19 protein-coding genes are annotated in these 24,429 nt (G+C 60.9%); 12 read left to right on the forward strand and 7 right to left on the reverse strand.

The annotated features are described in order from the left end of the window. Positions 1 to 35: 35 nt before the first annotated feature. Positions 36 to 800, reverse strand: coding sequence for an AraC family transcriptional regulator (locus tag M5G26_RS18145; RefSeq protein ID WP_273916144.1), 765 nt, complete (start codon positions 798 to 800; stop codon positions 36 to 38). A gap of 98 nt (positions 801 to 898) precedes the next feature. Here M5G26_RS18145 and M5G26_RS18150 point away from each other — a divergent pair, with 98 nt between their 5' ends. The 7 genes from M5G26_RS18150 (at position 899) to M5G26_RS18180 (ending at position 13,212) form a co-directional block, all read left to right on the forward strand. After that, positions 899 to 2,032 (forward strand): multidrug effflux MFS transporter, encoded by a 1,134-nt coding sequence (locus M5G26_RS18150; RefSeq protein ID WP_273916145.1) that lies wholly within the window; start codon positions 899 to 901, stop codon positions 2,030 to 2,032. Positions 2,033 to 2,140: 108 nt separating this feature from the next. After that, a complete protein-coding gene (locus M5G26_RS18155; RefSeq protein ID WP_273916146.1) occupies positions 2,141 to 3,868 on the forward strand; it encodes a ShlB/FhaC/HecB family hemolysin secretion/activation protein in 1,728 nt (575 codons plus the stop codon). A 97-nt stretch (positions 3,869 to 3,965) separates the two neighbouring features. Next, positions 3,966 to 8,435: a hemagglutinin repeat-containing protein gene (locus M5G26_RS18160; RefSeq protein ID WP_273916147.1), complete on the forward strand. Its 4,470-nt coding sequence runs from the start codon at positions 3,966 to 3,968 to the stop codon at positions 8,433 to 8,435. Positions 8,436 to 8,642: 207 nt separating this feature from the next. Continuing rightward, positions 8,643 to 9,020 (forward strand): c-type cytochrome, encoded by a 378-nt coding sequence (locus M5G26_RS18165; protein ID WP_273916148.1) that lies wholly within the window; start codon positions 8,643 to 8,645, stop codon positions 9,018 to 9,020. Positions 9,021 to 9,123: 103 nt separating this feature from the next. Then, positions 9,124 to 9,615 carry a sigma-70 family RNA polymerase sigma factor gene (locus M5G26_RS18170; RefSeq protein ID WP_134177000.1) on the forward strand — a complete coding sequence of 164 codons (492 nt, stop codon included), beginning with the start codon at positions 9,124 to 9,126 and terminating at the stop codon, positions 9,613 to 9,615. An 88-nt stretch (positions 9,616 to 9,703) separates the two neighbouring features. Then, positions 9,704 to 10,687, forward strand: coding sequence for a FecR family protein (locus M5G26_RS18175; protein ID WP_273916149.1), 984 nt, complete (start codon positions 9,704 to 9,706; stop codon positions 10,685 to 10,687). A gap of 98 nt (positions 10,688 to 10,785) precedes the next feature. Further along, a complete protein-coding gene (locus tag M5G26_RS18180; protein ID WP_273916150.1) occupies positions 10,786 to 13,212 on the forward strand; it encodes a TonB-dependent siderophore receptor in 2,427 nt (808 codons plus the stop codon). A gap of 88 nt (positions 13,213 to 13,300) precedes the next feature. On the opposite strand, the gene M5G26_RS18185 is transcribed toward M5G26_RS18180, so the two are convergent. After that, a complete protein-coding gene (locus M5G26_RS18185; protein WP_273916151.1) occupies positions 13,301 to 14,452 on the reverse strand; it encodes an MFS transporter in 1,152 nt (383 codons plus the stop codon). Between the two features lie 237 nt (positions 14,453 to 14,689). Here M5G26_RS18185 and M5G26_RS18190 point away from each other — a divergent pair, with 237 nt between their 5' ends. Continuing rightward, on the forward strand, positions 14,690 to 15,670 hold the full coding sequence (locus tag M5G26_RS18190) for a diaminopimelate epimerase (RefSeq protein ID WP_273916152.1): 981 nt from the start codon (positions 14,690 to 14,692) through the stop codon (positions 15,668 to 15,670). Between the two features lie 264 nt (positions 15,671 to 15,934). On the opposite strand, the gene codA is transcribed toward M5G26_RS18190, so the two are convergent. From codA to M5G26_RS18215, 5 genes are all read right to left on the reverse strand, one after another. Continuing rightward, on the reverse strand, positions 15,935 to 17,182 hold the full coding sequence (codA, locus tag M5G26_RS18195) for a cytosine deaminase (RefSeq protein WP_273916153.1): 1,248 nt from the start codon (positions 17,180 to 17,182) through the stop codon (positions 15,935 to 15,937). Between the two features lie 15 nt (positions 17,183 to 17,197). Further along, complete coding sequence (gene codB, locus M5G26_RS18200) at positions 17,198 to 18,469, reverse strand: cytosine permease (protein WP_273916154.1); 1,272 nt, start codon at positions 18,467 to 18,469, stop codon at positions 17,198 to 17,200. Between the two features lie 298 nt (positions 18,470 to 18,767). Next, the gene (locus M5G26_RS18205; protein ID WP_273916155.1) at positions 18,768 to 19,580 is read right to left on the reverse strand and encodes an alpha/beta fold hydrolase; all 813 of its coding nucleotides are present in this window, start codon (positions 19,578 to 19,580) and stop codon (positions 18,768 to 18,770) included. Between the two features lie 207 nt (positions 19,581 to 19,787). Beyond that, the gene (gene queD, locus M5G26_RS18210; RefSeq protein ID WP_007915588.1) at positions 19,788 to 20,144 is read right to left on the reverse strand and encodes a 6-carboxytetrahydropterin synthase QueD; all 357 of its coding nucleotides are present in this window, start codon (positions 20,142 to 20,144) and stop codon (positions 19,788 to 19,790) included. A gap of 85 nt (positions 20,145 to 20,229) precedes the next feature. After that, on the reverse strand, positions 20,230 to 21,309 hold the full coding sequence (locus M5G26_RS18215) for a patatin-like phospholipase family protein (protein ID WP_134176992.1): 1,080 nt from the start codon (positions 21,307 to 21,309) through the stop codon (positions 20,230 to 20,232). Positions 21,310 to 21,565: 256 nt separating this feature from the next. Here M5G26_RS18215 and M5G26_RS18220 point away from each other — a divergent pair, with 256 nt between their 5' ends. Genes M5G26_RS18220 through M5G26_RS18235 form a run of 4 tightly spaced genes read left to right on the forward strand, consistent with a single transcriptional unit; the run spans position 21,566 to position 24,167 of the window. Continuing rightward, positions 21,566 to 21,874 carry a PepSY domain-containing protein gene (locus M5G26_RS18220; RefSeq protein WP_273916156.1) on the forward strand — a complete coding sequence of 103 codons (309 nt, stop codon included), beginning with the start codon at positions 21,566 to 21,568 and terminating at the stop codon, positions 21,872 to 21,874. After that, a complete protein-coding gene (locus tag M5G26_RS18225) occupies positions 21,874 to 22,185 on the forward strand; it encodes a PepSY domain-containing protein (protein ID WP_007915591.1) in 312 nt (103 codons plus the stop codon). The genes M5G26_RS18220 and M5G26_RS18225 overlap by 1 nt, the downstream gene beginning before the upstream one ends. A gap of 3 nt (positions 22,186 to 22,188) precedes the next feature. Further along, positions 22,189 to 22,857, forward strand: coding sequence for a response regulator transcription factor (locus M5G26_RS18230; protein WP_007915592.1), 669 nt, complete (start codon positions 22,189 to 22,191; stop codon positions 22,855 to 22,857). Beyond that, positions 22,854 to 24,167: a sensor histidine kinase gene (locus M5G26_RS18235; protein WP_122597046.1), complete on the forward strand. Its 1,314-nt coding sequence runs from the start codon at positions 22,854 to 22,856 to the stop codon at positions 24,165 to 24,167. The genes M5G26_RS18230 and M5G26_RS18235 overlap by 4 nt, the downstream gene beginning before the upstream one ends. Positions 24,168 to 24,429: the final 262 nt, after the last annotated feature.

Consider the following 24,429-nt stretch of genomic DNA (forward strand, 5'->3'; position numbering starts at 1 on the left):
GTGGCAAATTATTTCTGATGCCGATCGTCAGTTGCTCACTTGAGCCAGTGGCCCGGTGTACTGCCGGTCATGGATTTGAAGAAGGCGATAAAGGCGCTGTCGCTGGCAAAACCCGATTCAAAAGCGCAGTAACTGAGGCTGCGTCCAGTGGCGAGCAACTCCATGGCGCGCATCAAGCGCCACTGCTGGCGCCATTGCTGATAACTCATGCCGGTTTCGCGCTGGAAGATCCGCCCGATGGTGCGGCTGCTGGCGCCGATCTGCTGCTCCAGCACTTGCAGCTCCGGCGGCAGCCGTTCGGGCGTTTTCAGTAATGGCGCCAGGCGTTTGTCCTGAGGTAACGGCAACAGCAGCGGTTGCTGCGCCGCTTCAGCGATTTCGCTCAGGCACAGGCCGAGCAGGTGGGCGAATTTGCCCAGCTGCCAATCGGTGGCGAAATCGGCCAGCGCCATCGGTTCGAGCACGGCGCGCAACAAAGGGCTGACTTCGATCACGCAGACTTGTTGCGGCAGCTTGGCGCACAGCTCGGGGATCAAGTAGATGGAGCGGTAATCGACACTCTGCTGCATCACCGCGCGATGGCTGACACCCGGCGGAATCCACGCCGCCCGCGACGGCGGCAACAGGCACAGTTGCTGCGCCAGGGTAATCCGCGTGCAGCCTTGTCGCGTGTACAGCAGTTGCCCGCGTTGATGGCGGTGCAAACCGGAGTCGTGATTGCCCAGGGTCGAGGCGATACCGATTACCGGTGCCTGAAAGCGATCAGCGTCAAATGTTGCGTGGGTATCGAGCCAAGCCATGGGTTGTCCGATTTCATCGATAAATTGGCAGGATTCGGATAATACGCCACTCAGCGATTCTTAAAATCCTCGGCGGTTTATGCGAGGAGTTATGAAGAATGAACAACAGACATTTCCTGTGGCTGGCGATTGCGCTGCTGATGTTTCCGCAGATCGCACAAACCCTCTACAGCCCGGCGCTCGGTGATATAGGGCGGGTGTTTAATGTTGGCCCGCAAGCGGCGGCGCAGACGTTATCGGTTTATTTCCTAGCGTTCGCCGTCGGTGTGGTGGTGTGGGGGCGTTTATGTGATCGCATCGGTCGGCGCCCGGCGATGCTCGCGGGTCTGGCGATCTATGCCGCAGCGACGCTGTTCGGCTTGCGGGTCAACAGCTTCAACGGCTTGTTACTGGCGCAGATGCTGGCGGCGTTCGGTGCCGCTGTGGGCTCGGTGGTCACACAAACGGTGTTGCGCGACCGCTTCAACGGCACAGAACTGGCGCAGGTGTTTTCCTTGGTGGGCATGGCGCTGGCGGCCAGTCCGGCGATTGGTTTGTTCACTGGCGCCAGTCTGGTTCAGGCCTTCGGTTATCGCGGTGTGCTCGCTGCGTTGCTGGTGCTGGCAACGCTGTTGTGGCTATGGAGTTGGTACAACTTGGCGGAAACCCGGACAGCGCCAACCGGCCATGTCGGTCTGTTCGAAACCCTCGGGCGCATGTTGCGTGACCCGGGAATCTGGCGCTCGGCGCTGTGGATCGCGTCATTCAACGTGGCGTTGTTCAGTTATTACAGCCTCGCTCCGTTCATGTTTCAGCGGCTGGGGGTGGACGCCAGTGTGTTCGGTTACAGCGGCGTGATCCTCGCGTTGGGCTCAGGTTTTGGAGCATGGCTCAACCGGCGTTTAATAACCGCCGGCTTCAACCCCATGCAATTGATTCGCCTCGCGGGCGGCACCGCGTTGCTCGGTGGTATCGGCGTGTGGTCGCTGCAGAACAGTGTCGCGTTCGTCCTGCCGATGCTGCTGGTGGTATTGGCGTTTGGCCTGGCGATTCCGAACGTGCTCGGTTCGGCGTTAGCGAATTACGCGGATCGGCTGGGCACCGCCGGGGCGTTATTGGGCTTGATGTATTACCTGCTGATCGGCGCGGGGCTGATGCTCGCCGGCTGGTTTCAAGCCCTCGGGGAAACCCTGATAGCGTGCAGCACCGTGGCCTTGCTGCTGACAATAAAGCCAGGCAAAGCAATTGTTTAAGAAATGTAAGCGCTGTAGGAAGCGTCTTGCTTTTGTGTGGGATGGCTCCGACTATCACGATCATTGATGACATGGCATTACGCCATTTGATGATCGCAAGGATGTTGCGTGCCGTTTCCGTTTCGCGCTGTTTTTCGCCGTCGTTCCCCGCTTTGCCCGCTGTTGTCGGCCTTTGTGTTGAGTGTGTGTGCCTCCTCGATTGAAGCCGCCGAACCTGTAGCGCCGGGCCAGGAAGTGCTGCGCCAGCAGCAACAGCAACAGCGCGATCTGCAACAACTGCAACTTGAACAGAGAAAACGGCAATTGGAGCGTGGCGCGTTCGGCCCGACGCCGATCACCCCAGCCATCCCGCAAACCGTTGCCCCCGATGAACGTTGCTGGCCATTGAGCGGTACGCGCATCGGTGGTGTCACGCTGATCGACAGCGACAAGCTCAATGCGCGGATCAAACCGCTGCTGGCGCCATGCATGGGCGTCGGCCAGATCAATCATCTGCTGGCGACCATCACCGCGAGCTACGTCGAGAAGGGCTACATCGCCAGCCGCCCATACTTGGTCAGCGCACCGGCAGCCGGGCAGTCACTGGATATCCGCGTTGACGAAGGCTACATCGAGTCCATCGAACTGGCCGATCAGAGTCTGCCGGTGTCCCTCGGCGGCGCGTTTCCGAACATGCTCGGCGAGCCGCTGAACCTGCGCGATCTGGAGCAGGGCCTTGATCAACTGAATCGCCTGCGCTCGATCGATCTCACCGCCGATATCGCTCCCGGCAGCCAGCCCGGTGCCTCGCGGATCATCCTGCGTTCGCGCACCTCCGCGCATTCGCGCTGGGCCTTGAACGCAGGGATCGACAACCTCGGCAGCGCCAGTACCGGGCGCGACCGCGACACCGTCAGCCTCAGTCTCGATAGCCCGCTGCAACTCAACGACCTGTTGAGCCTCAGCGCCAGCGACACCCTCAATCAGGGTGACCGCTACAACCGCAATGCCAGCCTGTATTACGCGATCCCTTACGGCTACTGGACTTATAGCGTGTTCGCCAGCCACGCCGAATACCGTGCGCCGTTCAAACTGCCAAGCGTGACTTTCCACAGCACCGGCATCACCGATCAGGTCAGCCTGCGCGCCGACCGCGTGCTGTGGCGCGACCAGAGTCGCCAGCTCAGCGCCAACCTGCAACTGGCGCACAAGGATGTCGACAGCTATCTGCAAGACGTTCGCCTCGGTATTCAGAGCCCGACCCTCACTGTGGCCGAGGCTGGGCTCAATCTGTTCTGGCTCGACCGCGCGGTGTGGAACCTCGACGTCAATTACGCCCAGGGGCTGCGCTGGTTTGGCGCCGACGACGATTCACAGCAGCAGATCAACAACCTGCCCAAGGCGCAGTTCCGCAAGTACCGCGCCGGCCTCAGTCAGTGGCGCAATGGTCAGCTTGGCGCGCAGGTCTGGCAGTGGCAGAGCCAGCTTAATTTGCAGTACAGCCCGGATCCGTTGCCGGCCATCGAACAATTGCTCGGCACCGACGATTCGGCGGTGCGCGGTTATCGGGTCAGCAGTGCCTCCGGCGCCAGCGGTGCGATCTGGCGCAACACCTTGCGCTTGCCTTTGCGCACTGAGTGGCCGGTGCAGATCACCCCGCGCGCGGGCCTCGACCACGGCTGGATCAAGGCCGATCACGGCGCTCAGGGCCAGCGCCTGAGTGGCGCCAGTGTCGGCGTGAATCTGGGCTGGAAGAACCTGCAAGTGGATGTCGATTACCAACGCGCGCTTAACACGCCGAACGGTCTGCAGCACGAGCCTGAAACCTGGCTGATGCGCGTGGGCCTGCAAATCTGAACAACGCAGTGAACAAACAGCCGTCGGATCTGAGCGCGTCAGCCACGGCCAAGACTAAACGCGCAACGTGATGCCGTACTCACATGGAGACGTTTTTATGCCAGCACACACCTTTGCATTTCATCTTTCGCCTCGGGGCAAATTGCGCTGGGCGATTGCCAGCCTGTTCTTCGCCGTGCACCTGCCGAGCGCGCTCGCCGGTGGCGTCGTGGTCGCCCCGGGACCCGGCGGCACCGCGCAATTGCAGACCCAGGGCGGTGTGCCCATCGTCAACATCGTTGCGCCCAACGGTTCGGGCCTGTCGCACAACCAATTCCTCGACTACAACGTCGACCGCCAAGGCCTGGTGCTGAACAACGCCCTGCAGGCCGGGCAGTCGCAACTGGCCGGGCAACTGGCGGCCAACCCGCAACTGCAAGGCCAGGCCGCGAGCGTGATCCTCAACGAAGTGATCAGTCGCAACCCGTCCGCCATCAACGGCGCGCAGGAGATCTTCGGCCGCGCAGCCGATTACGTGCTGGCCAACCCCAACGGCATCTCGGTCAATGGCGGCAGTTTCATCAACACGCCGAACGCCAATCTGGTGGTCGGTCGTCCGGAATTGAATGACGGCAAACTGCAAAGCCTGAACAGCCGCGACGCCAGCGGTCAGTTGCAGATTCAAAACGGTGGCCTGCGCAATGGCGAGGGCTCGATCAACCTGATCGCGCCGCGTATCGACAGTCAGGGCGCGATCACTGCGCGCGATCAGTTGAACCTTACGGTGGGACGCAATCAGGTGGATTACGCCAGCGGTCAGGTGAAAGCCGTGGATCCGGCGGGCAACACATCTGATCAACGCATCGACGCCAGCCTGTTCGGCGCAATGCAGGCCGGGCGCATCAATATTGTCAGCACCGCCGAAGGTGCCGGCGTGCGGGTGGGCGCGGTGCAAGTGACCGGGCGTGACGGCGTGCAGATTCGCTCGGCCGGTGACCTCAGTGTCAGCGGTGAAGCGGTGGCCAACAGCCTCGACGTGACCCGCGCCGGTATCCGCAGCAGTCAGGGCGATGTCGCTTTGCACAGCGGCAAGGATCTGACGTTGGCGGCTACCGATGTCAGCGCTCGCGACGTCGCCGTTGACGCGAAACGCAACCTGACCTTGTCGACGGTCGAAAGCCGCAAGCTTCAGGAAAAGCGCGAAAACTGGAACAACAGCACCATCGGCATCACCTGGGAAACTTACGATCGCACCCAGACCGACAGCGAATCGCGGCAGCATGGCAGCCAGATTATCGCCAGCCGCGATGCGAAACTGTCGTCCGGTAAAGACACCGAGCTGAAAGCCGCCAAGGTCGAAGCCGCGAAAAGTCTCGACGTGCAAAGCGGCGGTGATCTGCGCCTGACCGCCGCCACTGAAAGCCACACGCAAACCGATCAAGGCAACCACCGTAAACACCTGTGGAAAGCCGACTGGAACAGCAGCAGCGAAGAGCAGCGCAGCGTCACCAGCCAGTTGAAGGCCGGCAACATTGCCCTGCAAACCGCCGCGTTGTTGCGCTCAGAAGGCGCCGAGTTGACCAGCGCTGGCGACGTGCAACTGGCCGGTAAACAAGTGGAAATCAGCACCACCACACGGACCCATCGCAGCAGCGACAACCGTTACTCTGGTGACCTGGTTGGCGGTGGTTTCTTCGGCAAGACCGGCGATGCCGACAAGGGCAAGACCCAGCATCAGGGCAGCAAAATCAACGCCAGCGGCAAACTGATCGTCAAGGCTGACGATGTGCGCATCAGCGGCAGCCAGGTGCGTGGCGGCACCGACGCCAGCGTGATCAGCGATAAAGGTTCGCTGATCATCGACGGCGTGCAGGACTCCTCGCACAGCAACAACCACGACAAGGACAGCAAGTTCTTCGGCATCACCAAGGACGAGTCGCGGCAGAACAGCAAAGACAGCAGCACCGTGCGCAGTGAACTGGTGTCCGACAGCAACCTCAAGCTCAAGAGCGCCAAGGACATTGCAGTGGCCGGCTCGACGGTCAAGGCTGACGGGGCGCTGACGGCCGACGCGGCGGGTGACGTCAATGTGCATTCGGCGCAGAACACTCACGACAGCACTGACACCACGCAAACCCGTGGCTTCGATGCGTACGCCAAAGAGCAAGCGCCGGAGCAGTATCGCGCCGGGATTCACTACGAAGACAAACAGCAAACCGTCACTAGCAACGACGTCACCCAGCAAGGCTCCAGCCTTAGCGGCGGCAGTGTGCAGGTGAAGGCGGGCGGTGACGTGACGCTCAAAGGCGCGCAAGTGAAATCCACTGCTGGCGATACCACGCTGAGCGGCAAAAACGTCTCGTTGCTCGCGGAAGCCGACAGCCACAAAACCTCCACCGACACCTCCAGCACCGGTGGCGGTTTCTACTACACCGGCGGCCTCGACCGTGCCGGCAGTGGCGTCGATTTCGCCCACCGCACGGCGCAGGATTCGACCAGCAAAACCACTGCGCAAACCAGCAGCGTACAGAGCAGCGGCAGCCTGACGATCAATGCCGACAAACTCGCTACCGAAGGCGCGCAGCTCAAGGCTGGCAACGGTCTGAATGTTGCCGCCAACGAGATCGACAATCGCGCGGCCAGCAACAGCGAAAGCAGCACGCACAACGACAGCAATTGGTCGGCGGACATCGGCGCCAACGTCGAGTACAAGGACATCGCCCGGCCGATCGCGGGCGCAGTCAAAGACGTGCTCAACGGCAAGGTGCCGGACAAGGACTCGCTGGCCAATCTCGGTCAGCCGAATGTCGGCATAGACGTCGCAGTCGGTCATGGCAGCACCAGCAAAACCGAGCAAAACAACAACGCTGTGGTCAGCCGTTTTGACGGCGGCACTGTCGATGTGAAAACCACCGGCACGCTGCACGACCAAGGCACGCAATACAACGCCAGCGCCGGCCAAGTGAACATCAGCGCTGACCAACTGCTTGCCGATGCCGCCAGCAACACACACAACAGCAGCGCTAACGCGGTGGATGCCAAGGTCGATGTGCGCGTCTACACCAAGACCGGTGAAGACGTGAATGTCGCCGGCAGTGGCGCGGGTGGCAGCAGTGCGTCGAGCAAGGACAACTCCAGCGCGGTGGTTGGCGGTTACGCCGGCAGCCAGGGTGTGAACATCAAGGTCGGCGGCGATGCGCAGTTCGAAGGCAGCCGTTTAAATGGCGGGCAGGGCGGTGTGAGCATCAACACCGGCGGTGATCTGGCGCTGAATCAGGCCAACGACCGCCAGAGCAACAATGACAGCAGCCTGCGCGGCAATGGCTCGCTGACGGTCGGCACCTTGCCGGGCACCGATGGCACCAACGTCGACCTCGGCGCCGGTTTCCAGCTCGATCACACCGGCAAGCAGACCACTGATACCCAAGCCCACGTTGCCAACATCTCAGGCAACGGTCCGGTGCAGTTGAGCAGCGGCGGCAATCAGGTGCAGCAAGGCACGAAAGTCGACAGTGCTGGCGCCATCGATCTGCACGCTGACGGTAAGCTCGATCTGCAAGCCGCAACCGACACTCACACCGCGACCGGCAGTAACCTCGGCGGCGGCCTGAAGGGCGGCGGCAGCAAAACCAGCAGCGAGAAGAGCCGTGATCAGGGCGGCAATCTGAGTGGCAACTTCAACATCGGTCGGGTCAACGAGGAGTCGAAAACCCTTACCGGTGGCCAGCTCAGCAGCCAGAGCGGCGTCGCGCTGAGCGGTGATTCGATTCATCTGCAAGGCACGCAAGTCAGCGCACCGAACGTCAGCATCGACGCGCAGAAGGGCGGCTATGTGCAGGAGTCGGCGGAGTCCACCGACAGCCGCAATAACTGGAATGTCGCGCTGAACGCCGGCGGCAACCTGAGCAGCAAAACCCCGACTGCCGCTGATGAGAAGGCCAGCAGCGATCACGGTTTCAATGCCGGGGCGAAAGTCGGTATCGATTACCTGCAAGGCAGCACGCAGCAGAACAGCCAGATCAAGGCTGACGGCGTGGTGCTGAACAGCGCCGGTGATGCACAGCTGGCAGGTGCGCGGATCGACGCTAAAGATGTCAGCGGCAAGGTCGCGGGTGATCTGAGCGTCGAAAGCCGTCAGGACTCAAGCAACCACGCCAAGGTCGATGTCGATCTGGGCCTGACTGCGAAGAAAAATCCACCGAGCGACAAAGAGAAACTCGCCAGCACCGACTACAAACCGACGCTGAAAGCGCAGGGTGAGTACGCCCACAAAGACAGCGTGGCGCAAGCCGCCGCGATCAATGCCAGCCAGAGCGTGAACCTCGCGGTTGACGGCGGCACGCAACTGACTGGCGCGCGGATTTCGGCGACGCAAGGGAAGGTCGATCTGGGTGGTTCGAAGGTCAGCAGCACCGATCTGAGCAACCGCGATTATGGCGTGAAGGCCGGGCTGGACTTGCCGCATAAACCCGAGGAAAACGCACCGAAGGTTTCCCTGGAAAACGGCAACCTGAAAGTCGGCCCGGTCACCCTGAGCGGGCATCTGGACACCCAGACCCTGCAAGCCGGGATCGACGAAAAAGGCTGATCCAATGGCCAGTGGTGGATGCACTTGAACCTGCATCCATCACCGAACCCTGTGGGAGCGAGCCTGCTCGCGAAAGCGTCCGGTCGGTCGATGCATTAAGTGACTGATGTAGCGCCTTCGCGAGCAGGCTCGCTCCCACATTGTTTTGCGCCGGGCGTTAAATCTCGCGCATCATGCGCGACCTTAAAGACGCCAGGGAGGCAAACAATGAAAACGGCATTCGTCGCTGTACTCGCGGCTTTGTTGATCGCCCAACCATCCGTGTCCTTCGCGGATAACAGCAACGGCAAAAACCTCTATTCACAGCGCTGCGCTGTGTGCCACGGCGCCGATATCAAAGGAACAGGGCCACTGGCGCACAAAAGCAATCCGCCCACTCCTGACCTGACAACGCCTGCGTTCAAAAAACGCCTGAATGAATATCCGGGCGTGATTGTGTCGTCGATCATCCTTCGGCCGAACGGCAACCTGATTCCGAAAACGTTGCAGGAGAACGGGGTAAAGATACCGCCACACGCCTGGAGCGTTAAGGATCTGCGCGATCTGCATGAATACATGAGCGGCGTGATTGCGCTAAAACGCTGATCTTCAGTTGCTGCGCGGACAGTCGGTCGAGGAATCCATTGCTTCGGCTTAATGGTAACCATTACTATTCACGCCCTTTCCTCAGCACGCCGCCCAAACCCCCATGCGTCCCCGCAGACCCGGCTTTTTCGAGCATTACGAAGAGTTGATCGGCACCTGGACTCGTCGCCTGCGCAACCGCGCGCAGGCCGAGGATCTGGCGCACGACACTTTTGTACGGGTGCTTGAGTCGGATTCGGCGGCGGTGCAGCAGCCACGGGCGTATTTGCACCAGACCGCGCGCAATATCGCGGTCGACGGCTATCGGCGCGAGGATCGGCGCGGCGCCATGGAGTTGCAGGCCATCGATCACAGTGAGTCGTCGTCCGGCGACCCGGAGCATTACATGCAGGCGATCCAGCTGGCCGACTCCATCGAGCGGGCGCTCAGCGAGCTGCCGGTCAATTGTCGCAAGATCTTTGTCTGGCAGAAGATCGAGGGCCTGACCCAGGCGGAAATCGCCGAACGCCTGGGGCTGTCCAAGAACATGGTCGAAAAGTATATGATCCGCACCCTGCGGCATCTGCGTGATCGACTGGATGGTTTGCAATCGTGAATGTGCGTCATGGCAAAAAGATCGCAGCCTTCGGCAGCTCCTACAGAGGGCTGTGTGTATTTATATTCCCGGCCAAACAGGACATTCCATGATGGATACGCGTGATTGCGCGTGCGGGCAAACAACGGTGCGCGATGACGCGGCTCGCTGGTTTGTGCGTTTGCAGGAGCCGGCTATTGATGGCGACGAGCAGCAGCGCTTCGACGCGTGGCTGAATCAACATCCGCAACACCGTGATGAATTCCAGTTGCTGAAGGGCTTGTGGTCTGCGGCGGATTTGCTGCCGGCGCCACGCCTCCAAGCGCTTGTCGAAACACCGCCGAGCCGTCGCAAACGCCGTCCGTTGTTGCGTTATGCAGTGGCCGCCAGTGTGCTGGCGGTAGCAATTGGGCTGGGTTTGTTCAGTGGTTTGAATCATCCGGGCGGTTACCGCGCTGAATTCGCCACGGCGTTGGGCGAGCGTAAACACGTGGCGCTGCCGGACGGTTCGGTGATCGATCTGAACAGCCGCAGCCGCTTGCAGGTGCGCTATGAAAAAGATCGCCGAGTCATCGAGTTGAGCGAAGGCGAGGCGATGTTCAGCGTCGCGCACGATACTGCGCGACCGTTTGTGGTCGAGGCCGGCCATGGCAAAGTCACGGTCACCGGCACGCGTTTCGATGTGCGCCGTGATGTCACGCAAACCCGTGTGGCGGTGGAGCAGGGCACGGTGAAAGTGCAGGGGCGTGATGCAGCGGATGATCAGTTCATCAACCTGACAGCGGGCCTCGGCACCTATGTCGACGCGCAGGGCAAAGTCGCCGCTGCCTATGCGGTCAACGCGGCGGAACTGACGGCGTGGCGCGGTGGCAAACTGGTGTTCAACAACGCCAGCCTCAGCGAAGTGGTGGCCGAGGTGTCGCGCTATCGTGAGAAGCCGCTGACCGTGGCCAACCCGACCGTGGCCAGTCTGCGCCTGACCAGCGTGTTCAAATCCGACAACACCGACGCTTTGCTCAAAGCCTTGCCGAGCATCCTGCCGGTGGCCGTTCGCACCCTCGCAGATGGCAGTCAGGAAATAATCGCAAAATAAAATTCAGGTTTTTTTCGAGTTCATCGTCTTCCTGTTCAACTGCAACTGGTTTGCATTAACAGCCGCACACTCTTGCGATCCACAGGACTACGTACGACGTGAAAAACACCATTGCCAACAACAAAAAATCCCCTTGGTTACCGCTCGCTCTCGCGCTGGCGGTCAACGCTGCGATGCCGCTGGCCTTCGCTGGCGAAGCGATCCATATCCGCGCACAGCCACTGGGTCAGGCCCTCAGCGAACTCGGTCAGCAGACATCGCTGCAAGTGTTTTTCAGCCCGGACCTGGTCGCCGGCAAACAGGCGCCGGCGGTCGACGGCGATATCTCCCCGGAGCAGGCGCTGCGCCAATTGCTGCAGGGCAGTGGTCTGGATTATCAGATCAACGAAGGTTCGGTGACGCTGTCGCCAGCCGCGATTTCCGCCGCCGGTAACGGCCCACTGGAGCTGGGCGTGACCGACATCAAAGTGGTCGGCGACTGGCTCGGTGATGCCAACGCCGCCGTGGTGCAGAACCACCCCGGTGCGCGCACGGTGATCCGCCGCGAAGCGATGGTCGAGCAGGGCGCGATGAACGTCAGTGACGTGCTCAAGCGCGTGCCGGGTGTGCAGGTGCAGGACTCCAACGGTACCGGCGGCAGTGACATTTCCCTGAACGTCGGCGTGCGTGGTCTGACTTCGCGCCTGTCGCCCCGCTCTACCGTGTTGATCGATGGCGTGCCGGCGGCGTTCGCCCCTTACGGCCAGCCGCAACTGTCGATGGCGCCGATTTCCTCGGGCAACCTCGACAGCATCGACGTGGTACGTGGCGCCGGCTCGGTGCGTTATGGGCCGCAAAACGTCGGCGGGGTGATCAACTTCGTCACCCGGGCGATCCCGGAAAAAGCCACCGGCGAAATCGGCACCACCCTGGAAACCACTCAGTACGGTGGCTGGAAACACATCGACACCGCGTTCCTCGGCGGCACTGCCGACAACGGCATGGGCGTGGCGCTGCTGTATTCCGGTGTCAACGGTAACGGCTACCGCGAGCGCAACAACGGCAACGATATCGATGACGTGTTGCTCAAGACCCACTGGGCGCCCACCGACCAGGACGATTTCAGCCTCAACTTCCACTACTACGACGCCACGGCCGATATGCCCGGCGGTCTGACCCAGAAGCAGTACGACGATAAACCGTACGACTCGGTGCGTGACTACGACCAATTCACCGGTCGGCGCAAAGACGTGTCGTTCAAATGGATCCGTCAGATCGACGAACGCACCCAGGCGGAAATCCTCACCTATTACACCGACAGTTTCCGTGGCAGCACCATCGCCGCCCGCGATCAGAAAACCCTCAGCTCTTACCCGCGTTCGTATTACACGCTGGGCATCGAGCCACGGGTGTCGCGGGTATTCGATGTCGGCCCGACCACCCAGGAAGTCAGCGTCGGTTACCGTTACTTGAAAGAGGCGATGCACGAATCGTCGAGCCGAGTGGCGCTGGTCAACAACCAGCCGGTGCTCACGCCGACGTCTGATGGTCATGTATTCCAGGACCGCACGGGCGGTACCGAGGCCAACTCGGTCTACATCGATAACAAGATCGACGTCGGCAACTGGACCATCACCCCTGGCATTCGCTTCGAACACATCAGCACCGACTGGCATGACCGCGCGGTGCTCGACACGGCCGGCAAACCGGTGCAGGCGAAAAACCGCAGCATCGAAAGCAACGAACCGCTGCCGGCGCTGAGCGTGATGTATCACCTGTCGGACGCGTGGAAACTGTTCGCCAACTACGAAACCTCGTTTGGCAGCCTGCAGTATTTCCAGCTCGGCCAAGGTGGTTCGGGTGATCAGACCGCCAATGGTCTGGAGCCGGAAAAGGCCAAGACCTACGAGATCGGCACACGCTACAACGACGATGTGTGGGGCGGGGAAGTGACGCTTTTCTACATCGACTTCGACGACGAACTGCAATACATCAGCAACGATGTCGGCTGGACCAACCTCGGCGCGACCAAGCACCAAGGCATCGAAGCGTCGGTGCACTACGACATGGCGGCACTGGATCCGCGTCTCGATGGCTTGACCGCCAACGCTGGCTTCACCTACACCCGCGCCACTTATGAAGGTGAGATTCCGGGCTTCAAGGGCCGTGATCTGCCGTTCTATTCGCGTAAGGTGGCGACCGTTGGTTTGCGTTATGACATCAACCGCTGGACCTACAACCTCGACGGTTTCGCCCAGTCGAAACAGCGCTCGCCGGGCACCGGTGTCAACGCCGACGGCAGCTTCAATGGCAACTACATCACCGACGGCACGGCGGACGGGCAGTACGGCGACATTCCGGGTTACGTGACCTGGAACGTGCGTGGGGGTTATGACTTCGGGCCGCAGGTGTCGAACCTGAAGCTGGGCGCCGGGGTGAAGAACATCTTCGACAAGCAGTACTTCACCCGCTCCAGCGACAACAACTCGGGGATGTATGTCGGCGCGCCGCGCACGTTCTTTGTGCAGGCCAGCGTCGGCTTCTAAAGCATAAGATCAAAAGATCGCAGCCTGCGGCAGCTCCTACATTGGAATGCGTTCCTTTAGGAGCTGCCGCAGGCTGCGATCTTTTGCTTCAGACTTTCAGGACTTTGCCGCCGATGGCCACTGCCACCAACAGCACCGCCATCAAGCCAAAGGCGAAACTCAGACTGCTGGCATGGGCGACAAAGCCAATCACCGCCGGCCCGGCCAGAATCCCTGCATAACCGAGCGTGGTAATGGCCGGCACGGCGATGCTTTCCGGCATCACCGTCTGCTTGCCCACCGCCGTGTACAGCACCGGCACAATGTTCGAGCAGCCAGCGCCGACCAGCGCATAACCGACCAGCGCCGCTTCCCAGCTCGGGGCGAAGGTCGCCAGAAACAAGCCTGCCGCTGCCAATAGACCGCCAAACAAAATGATCCGCGTTGCACCGACAATCCGCACAATCCGGTCACCCAGCAAACGTCCGGCGGTCATGGTCAGGGCAAACGCCGCGTAGCCCAACCCCGCGTACGCCGTGTCGATCCCGCGTTCCTGTGCCAGAAACACCGCACTCCAGTCCAGCGCCGCGCCTTCAGTCAGGAAGACGATGAAGCACATCCCGCCGATAAACAGCACGATGCCATGAGGGATGGCGAATGCCGGTCCCGAGCTTTCACTGCCGTAAGGCAACATGTGCGGCACGCACTTGAACAGCGCCGCGATCAGCACGACCACCACCACCAGCATGGCGGCCAGTGGCGTCAAACCCAGGCCGAGCAGGGCACTGACACCCGCTGCGCCGACAATCCCGCCCAGACTGAACAAACCGTGGAAACCCGACATCATGTTCTTGCCGCTGGCGCGTTCGACAATCACCGCTTGCAGGTTCACGGTCGAATCCACCGTGCCCAGGCCCGCACCGAACATGAACAGCGTGGCGATCAACGCCGGTATCGACGACACCGTCGCCAGTAACGGCAACGCCGCGCAGATCAATAACGTGCCACCGGTGGCGACGCGCCGACAGCCGAAGCGCGTGGCCAGAATCCCCGCCAGCGGCATCGCCAGAATCGAACCGACGCCGAGGCACAACAGCAACAACCCCAACGTGCCTTCGTCGAGCCCGGCGCGTGCCTTGGCGTACGGCACCAAGGGCGCCCACGCGGCGATGCCGAGTCCGGCGATGAAAAAGGCGATGCGCGTGGACATTTGTTGCAGGCGTCCGGGGACGAAGGTGTCTTGGGAGTTGAGGCTGGTCATATCGATCCTTGGCAAAAAACTTCGCGTCCCCGAAGGACAGTGATTCAGCGACGAGGTTCGATCGCCGGCCATTCGGGGAAGTACAGGCAACATCGTAACCTGTAGGAGTGAGCCTGCTCGCGATAGCGTACTGTCAGTCGATATTTTTTGTCTGACACACCGCTATCGCGAGCAGGCTCACTCCTACAATAGATTGCGGTTTACATTGGCTTTCTTCTGTAACAGGGACAAAAACTGATGACGCAGTTTTACGATGCACGGGGCAATATTTACGGGGTGATTGCGCCGCAGGCACTGCGCGACGCGGGCCTTGCCTTGCCTGCCAGCGCCACCGAATGCGCCTCTTCGCGTCAGTCGTGGAGCGAAGCAGCAATCAAACTCTGCTGCGACTGGCCCGAAGGCCAGCGCCCGGCGAACAGCAAATCCCATCGCAGCGACGGCCTGCTGATCGGCCCGTTCCAGACGTCGCCGCCGTTCGACGTATTGATCGTCAACACCGACGGCACACTTGCCGAGCGCAGTGGCAATGGCCTGACGATTTTCTCGCAGGCGCTGACCGAGCAAGGCTTGATGCCAGAGGAGAGCGTGTTGTTGCGCGTGCATCACGACAAGGGTGGCGCGGTGGAGACTTCGGTGAAACCGGCTGAAGTCGAAGGCGTTCAAGGTTTCTGGCTTGATCTCGGCCAACCGCGATTCGGGCCGGATGCCGTGGGCGCGCAGGTGGTTGAAAGCCTTCAGTTCAACGGTCGGGACGTGAGCCACGTCGCGCCCTTGGCACAACTTGATTGCGAGTGGGCGCACAGCCAGTTCGTGCGCATCGGCAACCCGCATTGCGTAACCCTGCTCGCCGACGAAGCGGCGTTGCCGGGCAACGAGCCGATGCGTGAATCCCCCCTGAGCGAAGGGTTGACTGCAATCGCCTACGCCATGCCCACCGGTGGCGGTGATCCGTGCCCGGCGGGCGTCAATCTGCAATGGGCGGTGCTGGAGTCGCCGCAGCGAATCCTCGCCCGGGTGTTCGAGCGTGGCGAAGGGCCGACGGCTTCATCCGGGACCAGCGCCAGTGCGGTGGCTTGCGCGGCGTGGCGAGTGGGTTGGGTCGCGGCGGGAGAAGTGCAAGTGGTCATGCCCGGTGGCACGGCGCCGATTTTGCTGGTAGAGGCGGACGGAGAATTAGTGCGGGTCAGATTGTTTGGTACGGCACGGCTGATGGGCTGAATTCAAAACCGCCATCGCTGGCAAGCCAGACTCCCACAGGGTTTTGTGGTGAACACAAATAGTATGTTCAAACACATAACCCTGTAGGGGTGAGCCTGCTCGCGATAGCGGAAATACATTCAACATAATATCGCCTGATACACCGCTATCGCGAGCAGGCTCACTCCTACAGTGGATAGTGGCTGTACTCAGTTTTGTGTTCAGCATCAAACCCTGTGGGAGTCTGGCTTGCCAGCGATGGGGCCATCGGCGTCAACACAAGTCTCAGCTCAGCGCGGTACTGAATTCCACCACCGGCATCTGCCGCTTCATCAACACCTTGCCGCCGCGAATCGAATACAACGGCAAGCCCTGACTGCGGATTACCTCGTAATCGCTGTCCGCCGACAGAATCAGCAGGTTCGCCGGGCGCCCCTGTTCCAGTCCATAGCGCTCACCCAGGTGCATGGCTTTGGCGCTGTTATCGGTGACCAGATCCAGCGCACTTTGCAGGTTGCGGTAACCGAGCATGTGGCAGATGTGCAGCCCCGCCTCAAGCACCCGCAGGATGTTGCCGTTGCCCAGCGGATACCACGGATCGACGATCGAGTCTTGGCCGAAACACACATTCATGCCGGCTTCGAGCAGTTCGTTTACACGGGTGACGCCCCGGCGTTTCGGGAAGTTGTCGAAGCGTCCTTGCAGGTGGATGCTTTCGGTCGGGCAGGAGACAAAACTGATTCCGGAATGCCCGAGCAGGCGGAACAGTTTCGCGCAGTAAGCGTTGTCGTAAGAACCCATCGCCGTGGTGTGGCTAGCGGTGACGAGGGCGCCCATGTCGCGGCTGCGCGCTTCTTCGGCGAGCACTTCGAGGAAGCGCGAATGCGGGTCGTCGGTCTCGTCGCAATGCACGTCGACCAGGCAACCGGTGCGCTCGGCCAGGTCCATCAGGAACTTCACCGAACTCACGCCCTGATCGCGGGTGTATTCGAAATGCGGAATCCCACCGACCACGTCCGCGCCCATGCGGATCGCTTCTTCCATCAACTCGCGACCGTTGCGAAACGACTCGATGCCTTCCTGCGGAAACGCGACGATTTGCAGGTCGATGAGGTGACGGCTTTCCTCGCGCACTTCGAGCATGGCTTTCAGTGCGGTGAGTTGCGGGTCGGTGACGTCGACGTGAGTGCGCACATGCTGAATGCCGTGGGCCGCCAGCGTCTGAATGGTCTTCTTGGCGCGGTTTTTGGTGTCTTCTTCGGTGATGGTGACCTTGCGCTCGCCCCAGCATTCGATGCCTTCGAACAGCGTGCCGCTCATGTTCCAGCGTGGCTCGCCAGCGGTCAGCGTGGCATCGAGGTGGATGTGCGGTTCGACGAAGGGCGGCACCACCAGATTGCCGCCGGCATCGAGGTCATTCGGGCCAAGGGTCGGTGCTTCGGTCTGCCGGGCGATGCTGCGGATCAGGCCGTCTTCAAGGTGCAATTCGTGCAAACCTTCCTGGTTGCGCAAACGGGCGTTAATGATGTGCATCAGGCGAATCCTTTTTTATAGGTCTTGTAGTGGCGCGGTCGCGCTGCGAGCGCCGAGCACGCCGGTAACGATGACATACGTTAGCGCGGCAGCGGCGATCCCTACCAGCGGCGCGACCCACGGCGAGTTGAACGCGGCAACGGTGCCGACCGCATAGGCCCCGAGCCCCGGCCAGTTGAACGCCGGCAACCGTGCGTCGGCCAGACGCGGGTAACGCCCGCGCCAACGGAAGAAAAAGTCCGCCATGATCACCCCGCCAATCGGCGGAATCACCGTGCCGAGCAGAATCAGGTAAGGCACCAGCATGTCGTACATGCCCAGCAGTGCGAGCAGGGTGCCGATCACCGCACCGGCGAGGGTCACGGTTTTACGTCGGCCGGTGCGCAGCAGATTGCAACCAGCGACGGCGAAGTTGTAGATGGTATTGTCCTGGGTGCTCCAGATGTTCAGCAACAACATGGCCATCGCGGCCATGGCGAAACCTTGTAACAGCAGCACTTCAACCACGTCGGGTTGTTGGTAGACGATGGCGCCATACGCACCGATCAGCACCATCAGGCCATTGCCGATGAAGAATCCGATCAGGCTGGCCAGCACCGCCACCCGCGCCGAGCGCGAGAAGCGTGTCCAGTTGGTCGCCTGCGTGGCGCCGCTGACGAAGGTGCCGAACACCAGGGTGATTGCGGTCGACCAGTCCAGCGAGCCTGTCGGCACGACGCTGAGCAAGCCTTCGATACCGCCGACTTTCACCGTCGCCACCCACATCGACAGCATCAGCAGCAACATCATCGCTGGCACGGCGATGTACGAGAGGATTTCCAGCCCGCGATAACCGACGTAGGCCGTGGCGCAGAACAGCAGACCGAACAGCACCATCAGGCCGAGCACCGTGCTTTCGTCGAGATTGAAGTATTTACCGATCACGACGGCAGCCGTCGCCGTGCCCCAGGCGTACCAGCCGATCTGGGTGAAACCGAGAATCAGGTCGCTGAGCTTGCTGCCGACTTCGCCGAAGCAGAAGCGGCCCATCAGGACCGAGTTGAGGCCGCTTTTGAAGGCGATGTAGCCAAGGCCTGCCGCGTAGAGACCGAGCAGCAGATTACCGACGATGATCACCGCCATCATCTCGGCGAAACTGAACGCCACGCCCAGCTTGCCGCCGGCAAACATGGTTGCGGTGAAAAACGTGAAGCCCAGTAACACCATCGCCGTCGAGGCCAGGCCTTTGCGCGCGTGCATCGGGACTTCGCTGAGGGGGTAATCGTTGCCGGGATCGTTCTGCGTCATGGGGCGGTCCTTGCTGGAGTAGGGAAGACGCGGGGGAGGGTTGCAGTGGTCGTGCCAAATGCCGGATGGCGCGGGTTATGTATAGACGAGTCGCGTCGGCAAGCGCGAAAACAGTGCACCTGAATACACCGGAGCCCCAATGTAGGAGCTGCCGAAGGCTGCGATCTTTTTATCTTGTTTTTGATCGTTCCCAAGCTCTGCGTGGGAATGCTGCCCGGGACGCTCCGCGCCCCACTTCAAAGCCGAACGCGGAGCGTCCGTTGAGGCATTCCCACGCAGAGCGTGGGAACGATCAAGGTCAGAGGAAGCGCAGCAGGGCGGCGACGATGGCTTCGGGGGCGTCTTCCTGGACGAGGTGGCCGGCGTTGGCAATCGGGTGGAATTGTGATCCCGGGATCATTTGATGTAACGCTCGGCCACGCTCGATGGGGATCCACTGGTCCTCTTCGCCCCAGAGAATCTGCACCGGACAGCGGATCGTCGGGTACAGGCTTTCTGCTTCACGGGTATAGCGCTCGTCCATCTGCGCAATCTGCCGATAGAATGCCGCTTGCCCGGGATCGCCGAGCCACGGCTGCACGTAGGGTGCGAGTTCGTCGTCGGGGATATCGCGGTGAATCGCCCCGCGAATATAGGTCGGCACGATGGCGCGCTGGATGTAGTCGGGCAGACCGCTGAACGCCGCTTCATGCTGACGCACATGCTGCACGAATGGCGAACCCCACGGCGTCAGCGCCACCGGATCGATCAGCGTCAGGCTGCGGTAATCCTTGCCGTTGAGCAGATGCATACGCAACACGGTGGCGCCTCCGAAGTCGTGGGCCACCACGTCCGGGCATTGTAGATTCCAGTGATCGAGCAACTGCGCCAACAGTTGGTTTTGCACGCCGAGAGAGACATCGGCGTCAGGGTGCTCGGAGCGGCCGTAGCCCAGCAGATCGAAGTAATGCACGCGATGCGTGGCGAAAAAGTGCGGCGCGATCCGGTGCCACACGTATGACGAAAACGGCGTGCCATGCACGAACACCAGCGGCGGGCCGTCGCCGTGTACGGCGTAGCGTATCTGTCGGCCGTTGAAGTCAAAGACCTGATCCAGCAGCCAGTCTGTCATGGGCCTGTCCTCTTGGCGGGTGAGAGCCAAAAAGCATAGGCGTAAAAAAACAGCCGTGAAGGCTGTTCTCTGGCAAAAAACCAATCCCTCTGTAGGAGCTGCCGAAGGCTCGGGCCGCGTTCGGACGATCTTTTGATTTTGCTTTTAAGAACCAAGATCAAAAGATCGCAGCCTTCGGCAGCTCCTACAAGGGAGATCTATCCCAGGTTATTCACCGCGATAGATACAACCGCTGGTGCACGTCTCGTGAATACGGATCGCGCTCAATTCCGGCAGCAATGGCTTCATTTCATTCCAGATGAATTTGGCCAGCACTTCGCTGGTCGGGTTTTCCAGACCGGGAATGTCGTTCAGGTAGTTGTGATCGAGGCGCTCGTACAGCGGCTTGAAGATCGCTTTGATTTCGGAAAAATCACGGATCCAGCCGGTGTGCGGATCGAGGTCGCCGCTGAGGTGAAGCGCCACTTTGAACGAGTGACCGTGCAGACGCCCGCACTTGTGGCCGTCCGGGACGTGCGGCAGGCGGTGGGCGGACTCGAAGGTAAATTCTTTGAAGATTTCCACGGTATTTTCAGCTCTGTTCAGATGGCGTTCGCCGCAGCGATTCGGGCAGGCGGCGAGTTTATCAGCTTGTGTTTGGCCGTGCTGACTAAAGGGTCAGCAAGCGCTCGGCGAGGCGACCATTGGCAGTCAGTTCAAGGAACTCGTCACCGAGGCGACGGCTTTCGCTCATCGCCGCGTGCCAGTATTTCTGCCGGCTCGACGCATCGCCCATGAAGCGTTTGAAGTCGTTGCGGTCAGGCAATTTGCCGTAGGGCAGGCGCGCCAGATATTCCTTCGACGGCGCGAGTAACAGCACGTCCTGCAAGCGCTCCACCGAGGCCTTGCGCCATGGCAGGGTCTTGTCGAACCAGCCGGGAATCACCCGATCAGTGAAGTGCGGATAGAGCACGATGCCGTCGCCGCTGTACGGCAGGTCGAGGTGATAATCGAGCAGACCGCCATCGCGGAACGTGCCGGCACCGGCGCCCGGCAGATCGCGCACGCCTTCCATGACCATCGGGATCGAACCCGAAGCCAGCAGCGCCTGACGCAGGTTGCCGGCATTCAGTGCAACGAAGCGCGACGGGAAATCGTTCAGCGCATTCACCGGCGGGGCCAGGCGCGGGTCATGGATGATCAGCCGTTCAAAGTGCCGCGACAGCCGCGCGCGACCGCGTAAGTTGTCGGCAATCACCGAACCCAGTGCCAGTCCGAGGCGGCCGCGATGGTCATCGGCCAGACGTCCCTGACTTTTCACCACCATGATGTTCAGGCGGTAATGCGCGTTGTCGAGGATGCTTGCGTCGCGGCCGTCGAGCAGGTCATTGAGCATGCGCTGCGAGCTCTGACTGATCTCGGCCATGGTCACGCCTTTGTTGAAATTCTGCTCGGCGTACAGATGACCGAGACGGCGAATGCCTTCGGCGGCGTCGGGCAGACACGCGCTGGCGAAGCGCCAGGAACCGACCGAGGCGCCGATCAGCGAGCGTTCACGCGGTGCGCTCGGCAGCCATTCACCGAACAGCGCCAGATCCAGTCCCTGAATCCCCAACGCCTTCGGCCCACCGGCGGCGCCGGGCAGGGTGCCGACGTCGGCGGCGTTCAGGCCGTGCGCACGAATGCGCGCCATGGCACGCGGGCCGGCCTTGAGGGTGAGGGCGGGGAATTTGATGTGGATGGCGGTCATACCGGTCTCGATCGTTAGCAAGCGAACAATTATAAGCACATGTTGCAAAATCCTGTAGGAGCTGCCGCAGGCTGCGATCTTTTGATTTTGTTTTTAAAAGACAAGATCAAAAGATCGTCCGAACGCGGCCCGAGCCTGCGGCAGCTCCTACACGGGGGCATGTATTGAGCTGGGGCAATGATGGCAATTCAGTTTCAGTTAAGTTCATCCCGCTAAGGTGCCCACCGTAAGCAACACATAAAAATACGGAGACTCCATGAAAACCCTGACTGCCCTGTCCATTGCCTCGATCATCGGCTGCACCGCCAGCCTCGCCCATGCCCGCGATCTCGGCCCTGACGAAGCCCTGCGTCTGCGCGACGCTGGTACTATCGTCTCCTTCGAGAAGCTCAACGCCGCCGCGTTAGCCAAACACCCGGGTTCGACGATCACCGACACCGAGCTGGAAGAGCAGTACGGCAAGTACATCTACCAGATCGAAATACGTGATACGCAGGGCGTCAATTGGGATCTGGAATTAGACGCGGTGACTGGGCAGGTTCTCAAGGATCATCAGGATACGTAATGAAGGTTAATGTTCGCGCCACCCGCCGTACGGCGTTGGCGCTGGTAATGTGTTGCTCGACGGCGATGGCTCGCGACCTCGGCCCGGACGAAGCGCTTGATTTGCGCAAGCAGGGCGTGATCCTGCCGCTGGAACAAGTGTTGCAGCAGGCGATGGATCGCTATCCCGGCGCGAAACTGCTGGAAGTCGAGCTGGAAGAAAAACACGACGTCTACATTTATGAAGTCGAGTTGCTCACCGTCGAAGGTGTCGCCCGTGAGCTGCATTTGAAGGCCGATACCGGCGAACTTGTGAAAGACAAGGAAGATTGATCGATGCGTTTGCTATTGGTGGAAGACCATGTACCGCTGGCCGACGAACTGCTCGCCGGCCTGCAACGCCAAGGCTACGCGGTGGATTGGCTGGCGGATGGCCGCGATGCGCTGTATCAGGGCAGCAGCGAGCCGTATGACCTGATCATTCTCGACCTCGGCCTGCCCGGCGTGCCGGGGCTCGAAGTGCTGGCGCAGTGGCGCGCCGGCGGCTTGGCGATTCCAGTGCTGATCCTCACGGCGCGCGATTCCTGGGCCGAACGCATCGAAGGCCTGAAGGCTGGCGCCGATGACTACCTGACCAAACCGTTCCATCCTGAAGAGCTGCAACTGCGCATTCAGTCGTTGTTGCGCCGCTCCAAAGGCCAGGCCAATCAGCCGACATTGCAGGCGGCCGGTTTGCATCTGGACGAGGGCCGCCAGTGCGTGGTGCGCGATGGCGCCGACATTCAACTGACCGCCGCGGAATTCCGCCTGCTGCGGTATTTCATGCTGCACCCGGAGCAGATCCTCTCCAAAAGCCACCTCGCCGAACACCTCTACGACGGCGAAACCGAGCGCGATTCCAACGTCCTCGAAGTTCACGTCAATCACTTGCGCCGCAAGCTCGGCAAAAGCGTGATCGAAACCCGTCGCGGCCAGGGTTACCTGTTCGGCGGGCAAGCTTCGTGAGGTCGATCCAGCGCCGTTTGAGCCTGGGTTTGATCAGCGTGATGGTGGTCGTCGGTGTAGTGGTGGCGCAAACCAGTCTGTGGTTGTTCGAAGTGGGTTTGCAGCGTTATCTCGAAGCCGGTCTGCGCAATGACAGCGAGAGCCTGTTGGTCGCGTTAGTCCGCGGCCCGCAGGGTTTGCAGCTGGATGAACGTCATCTTTCACCGGCCTATCAGCGGCCGTTTTCCGGGCACTATTTCCGCATTGATTTTGCCGACAGCCATTGGCGTTCACGCTCGTTGTGGGATCAGGATCTGCCGCTACTCGACCACCCCGGTCTGCATAGCAATCTGCAACTGGGCCCGGACGGTCAGCAATTACTGGTGCTGCGCTCGGACTATCGGCGTCTGGGCCAATCGATTTCGATCAGCGTCGCGCAGGATTACACGCCGGTGCGCGAGAGCTTTCAGCGCATGCGCCAGATCGGCCTCGGCCTCGGTCTGGCGGCATTGTTGCTGATTCTGTTCTTGCAGCGATTGACCGTGCGCCGCGCGCTGAAACCGCTGGAAAGGGCTCGCGAACAGATCGCGCAATTGCAGCAGGGGCAGCGTTCACAACTGGATGATCAGGTGCCGGTGGAACTCGAGCCCCTGGTGGCGCAAATCAACCATTTGCTTGCGCACACTGAAGACAGCCTCAAGCGTTCACGCAATGCTTTGGGCAATCTCGGGCACGCGTTGAAAACGCCGCTGGCGGTGCTGTTGAGCCTGGCGTCCAGTGAAAAACTCGATGCGCATCCTGAGCTGCGCAAAGTGCTCAAGGAACAGCTGGAGCAGGTGCAGCAGCGGCTCAATCGCGAGTTGAACCGTGCGCGGCTGTCCGGTGATGCGTTGCCGGGGGCGCTGTTTGATTGCGACGCGGAACTGCCGGGGTTGCTGGCGACGTTGAACATGATTCATGGCGAGCATCTGGCGCTGAGCTATGTCGCCCCGGCGGGGTTGCAACTGCCGTGGGATCGTGAGGATTTGCTCGAGTTGCTCGGCAATCTTTTGGATAACGCTTGCAAGTGGGCGGACGCCGAGGTGCGTCTGAGTGTGATTGAGCGTACGGATGGCTTTGCCCTGAGCGTGGAAGATGACGGCCCGGGGATTCCCGAAGAGCAGCGCACTGAGGTGTTCAGCCGGGGCACGCGGCTGGATGAGCAGACCCACGGGCATGGGTTGGGGCTGGGGATTGTCCGCGATATTGTCGAGACCTGGGGCGGGTTGCTGGTGTTGGGGGAGAGTGAATGGGGCGGGCTGAAGGTGGTGATCGAGTTGCCTCGGCGGTGAGTCTTTGAGAAGCCCCTCACCCTAACCCTCTCCCGGAGGGAGAGGGGACTGACCGCGTTGTTTGGGAGAGGTACACCGACGTGAGATACCGAGTCGAACTCAGGTTTGAAAGCTTCCCTGTGACGTGAGACACCGAGTCGAACTCAGGTTTTGAAAGCATCACCGTGATCTGAAATATGGAGTCGAACTCAGGTTTTGAATGGCACGGAGATCGGCTCCCTTTCCCCCTCGCCCCCCTTGGGGGGAGAGGGCTGGGGTTGAT

The sequence above is a fragment of the Pseudomonas sp. TNT2022 ID642 genome, from assembly GCF_028656995.1.
Classification (GTDB): Bacteria; Pseudomonadota; Gammaproteobacteria; order Pseudomonadales; family Pseudomonadaceae; genus Aquipseudomonas.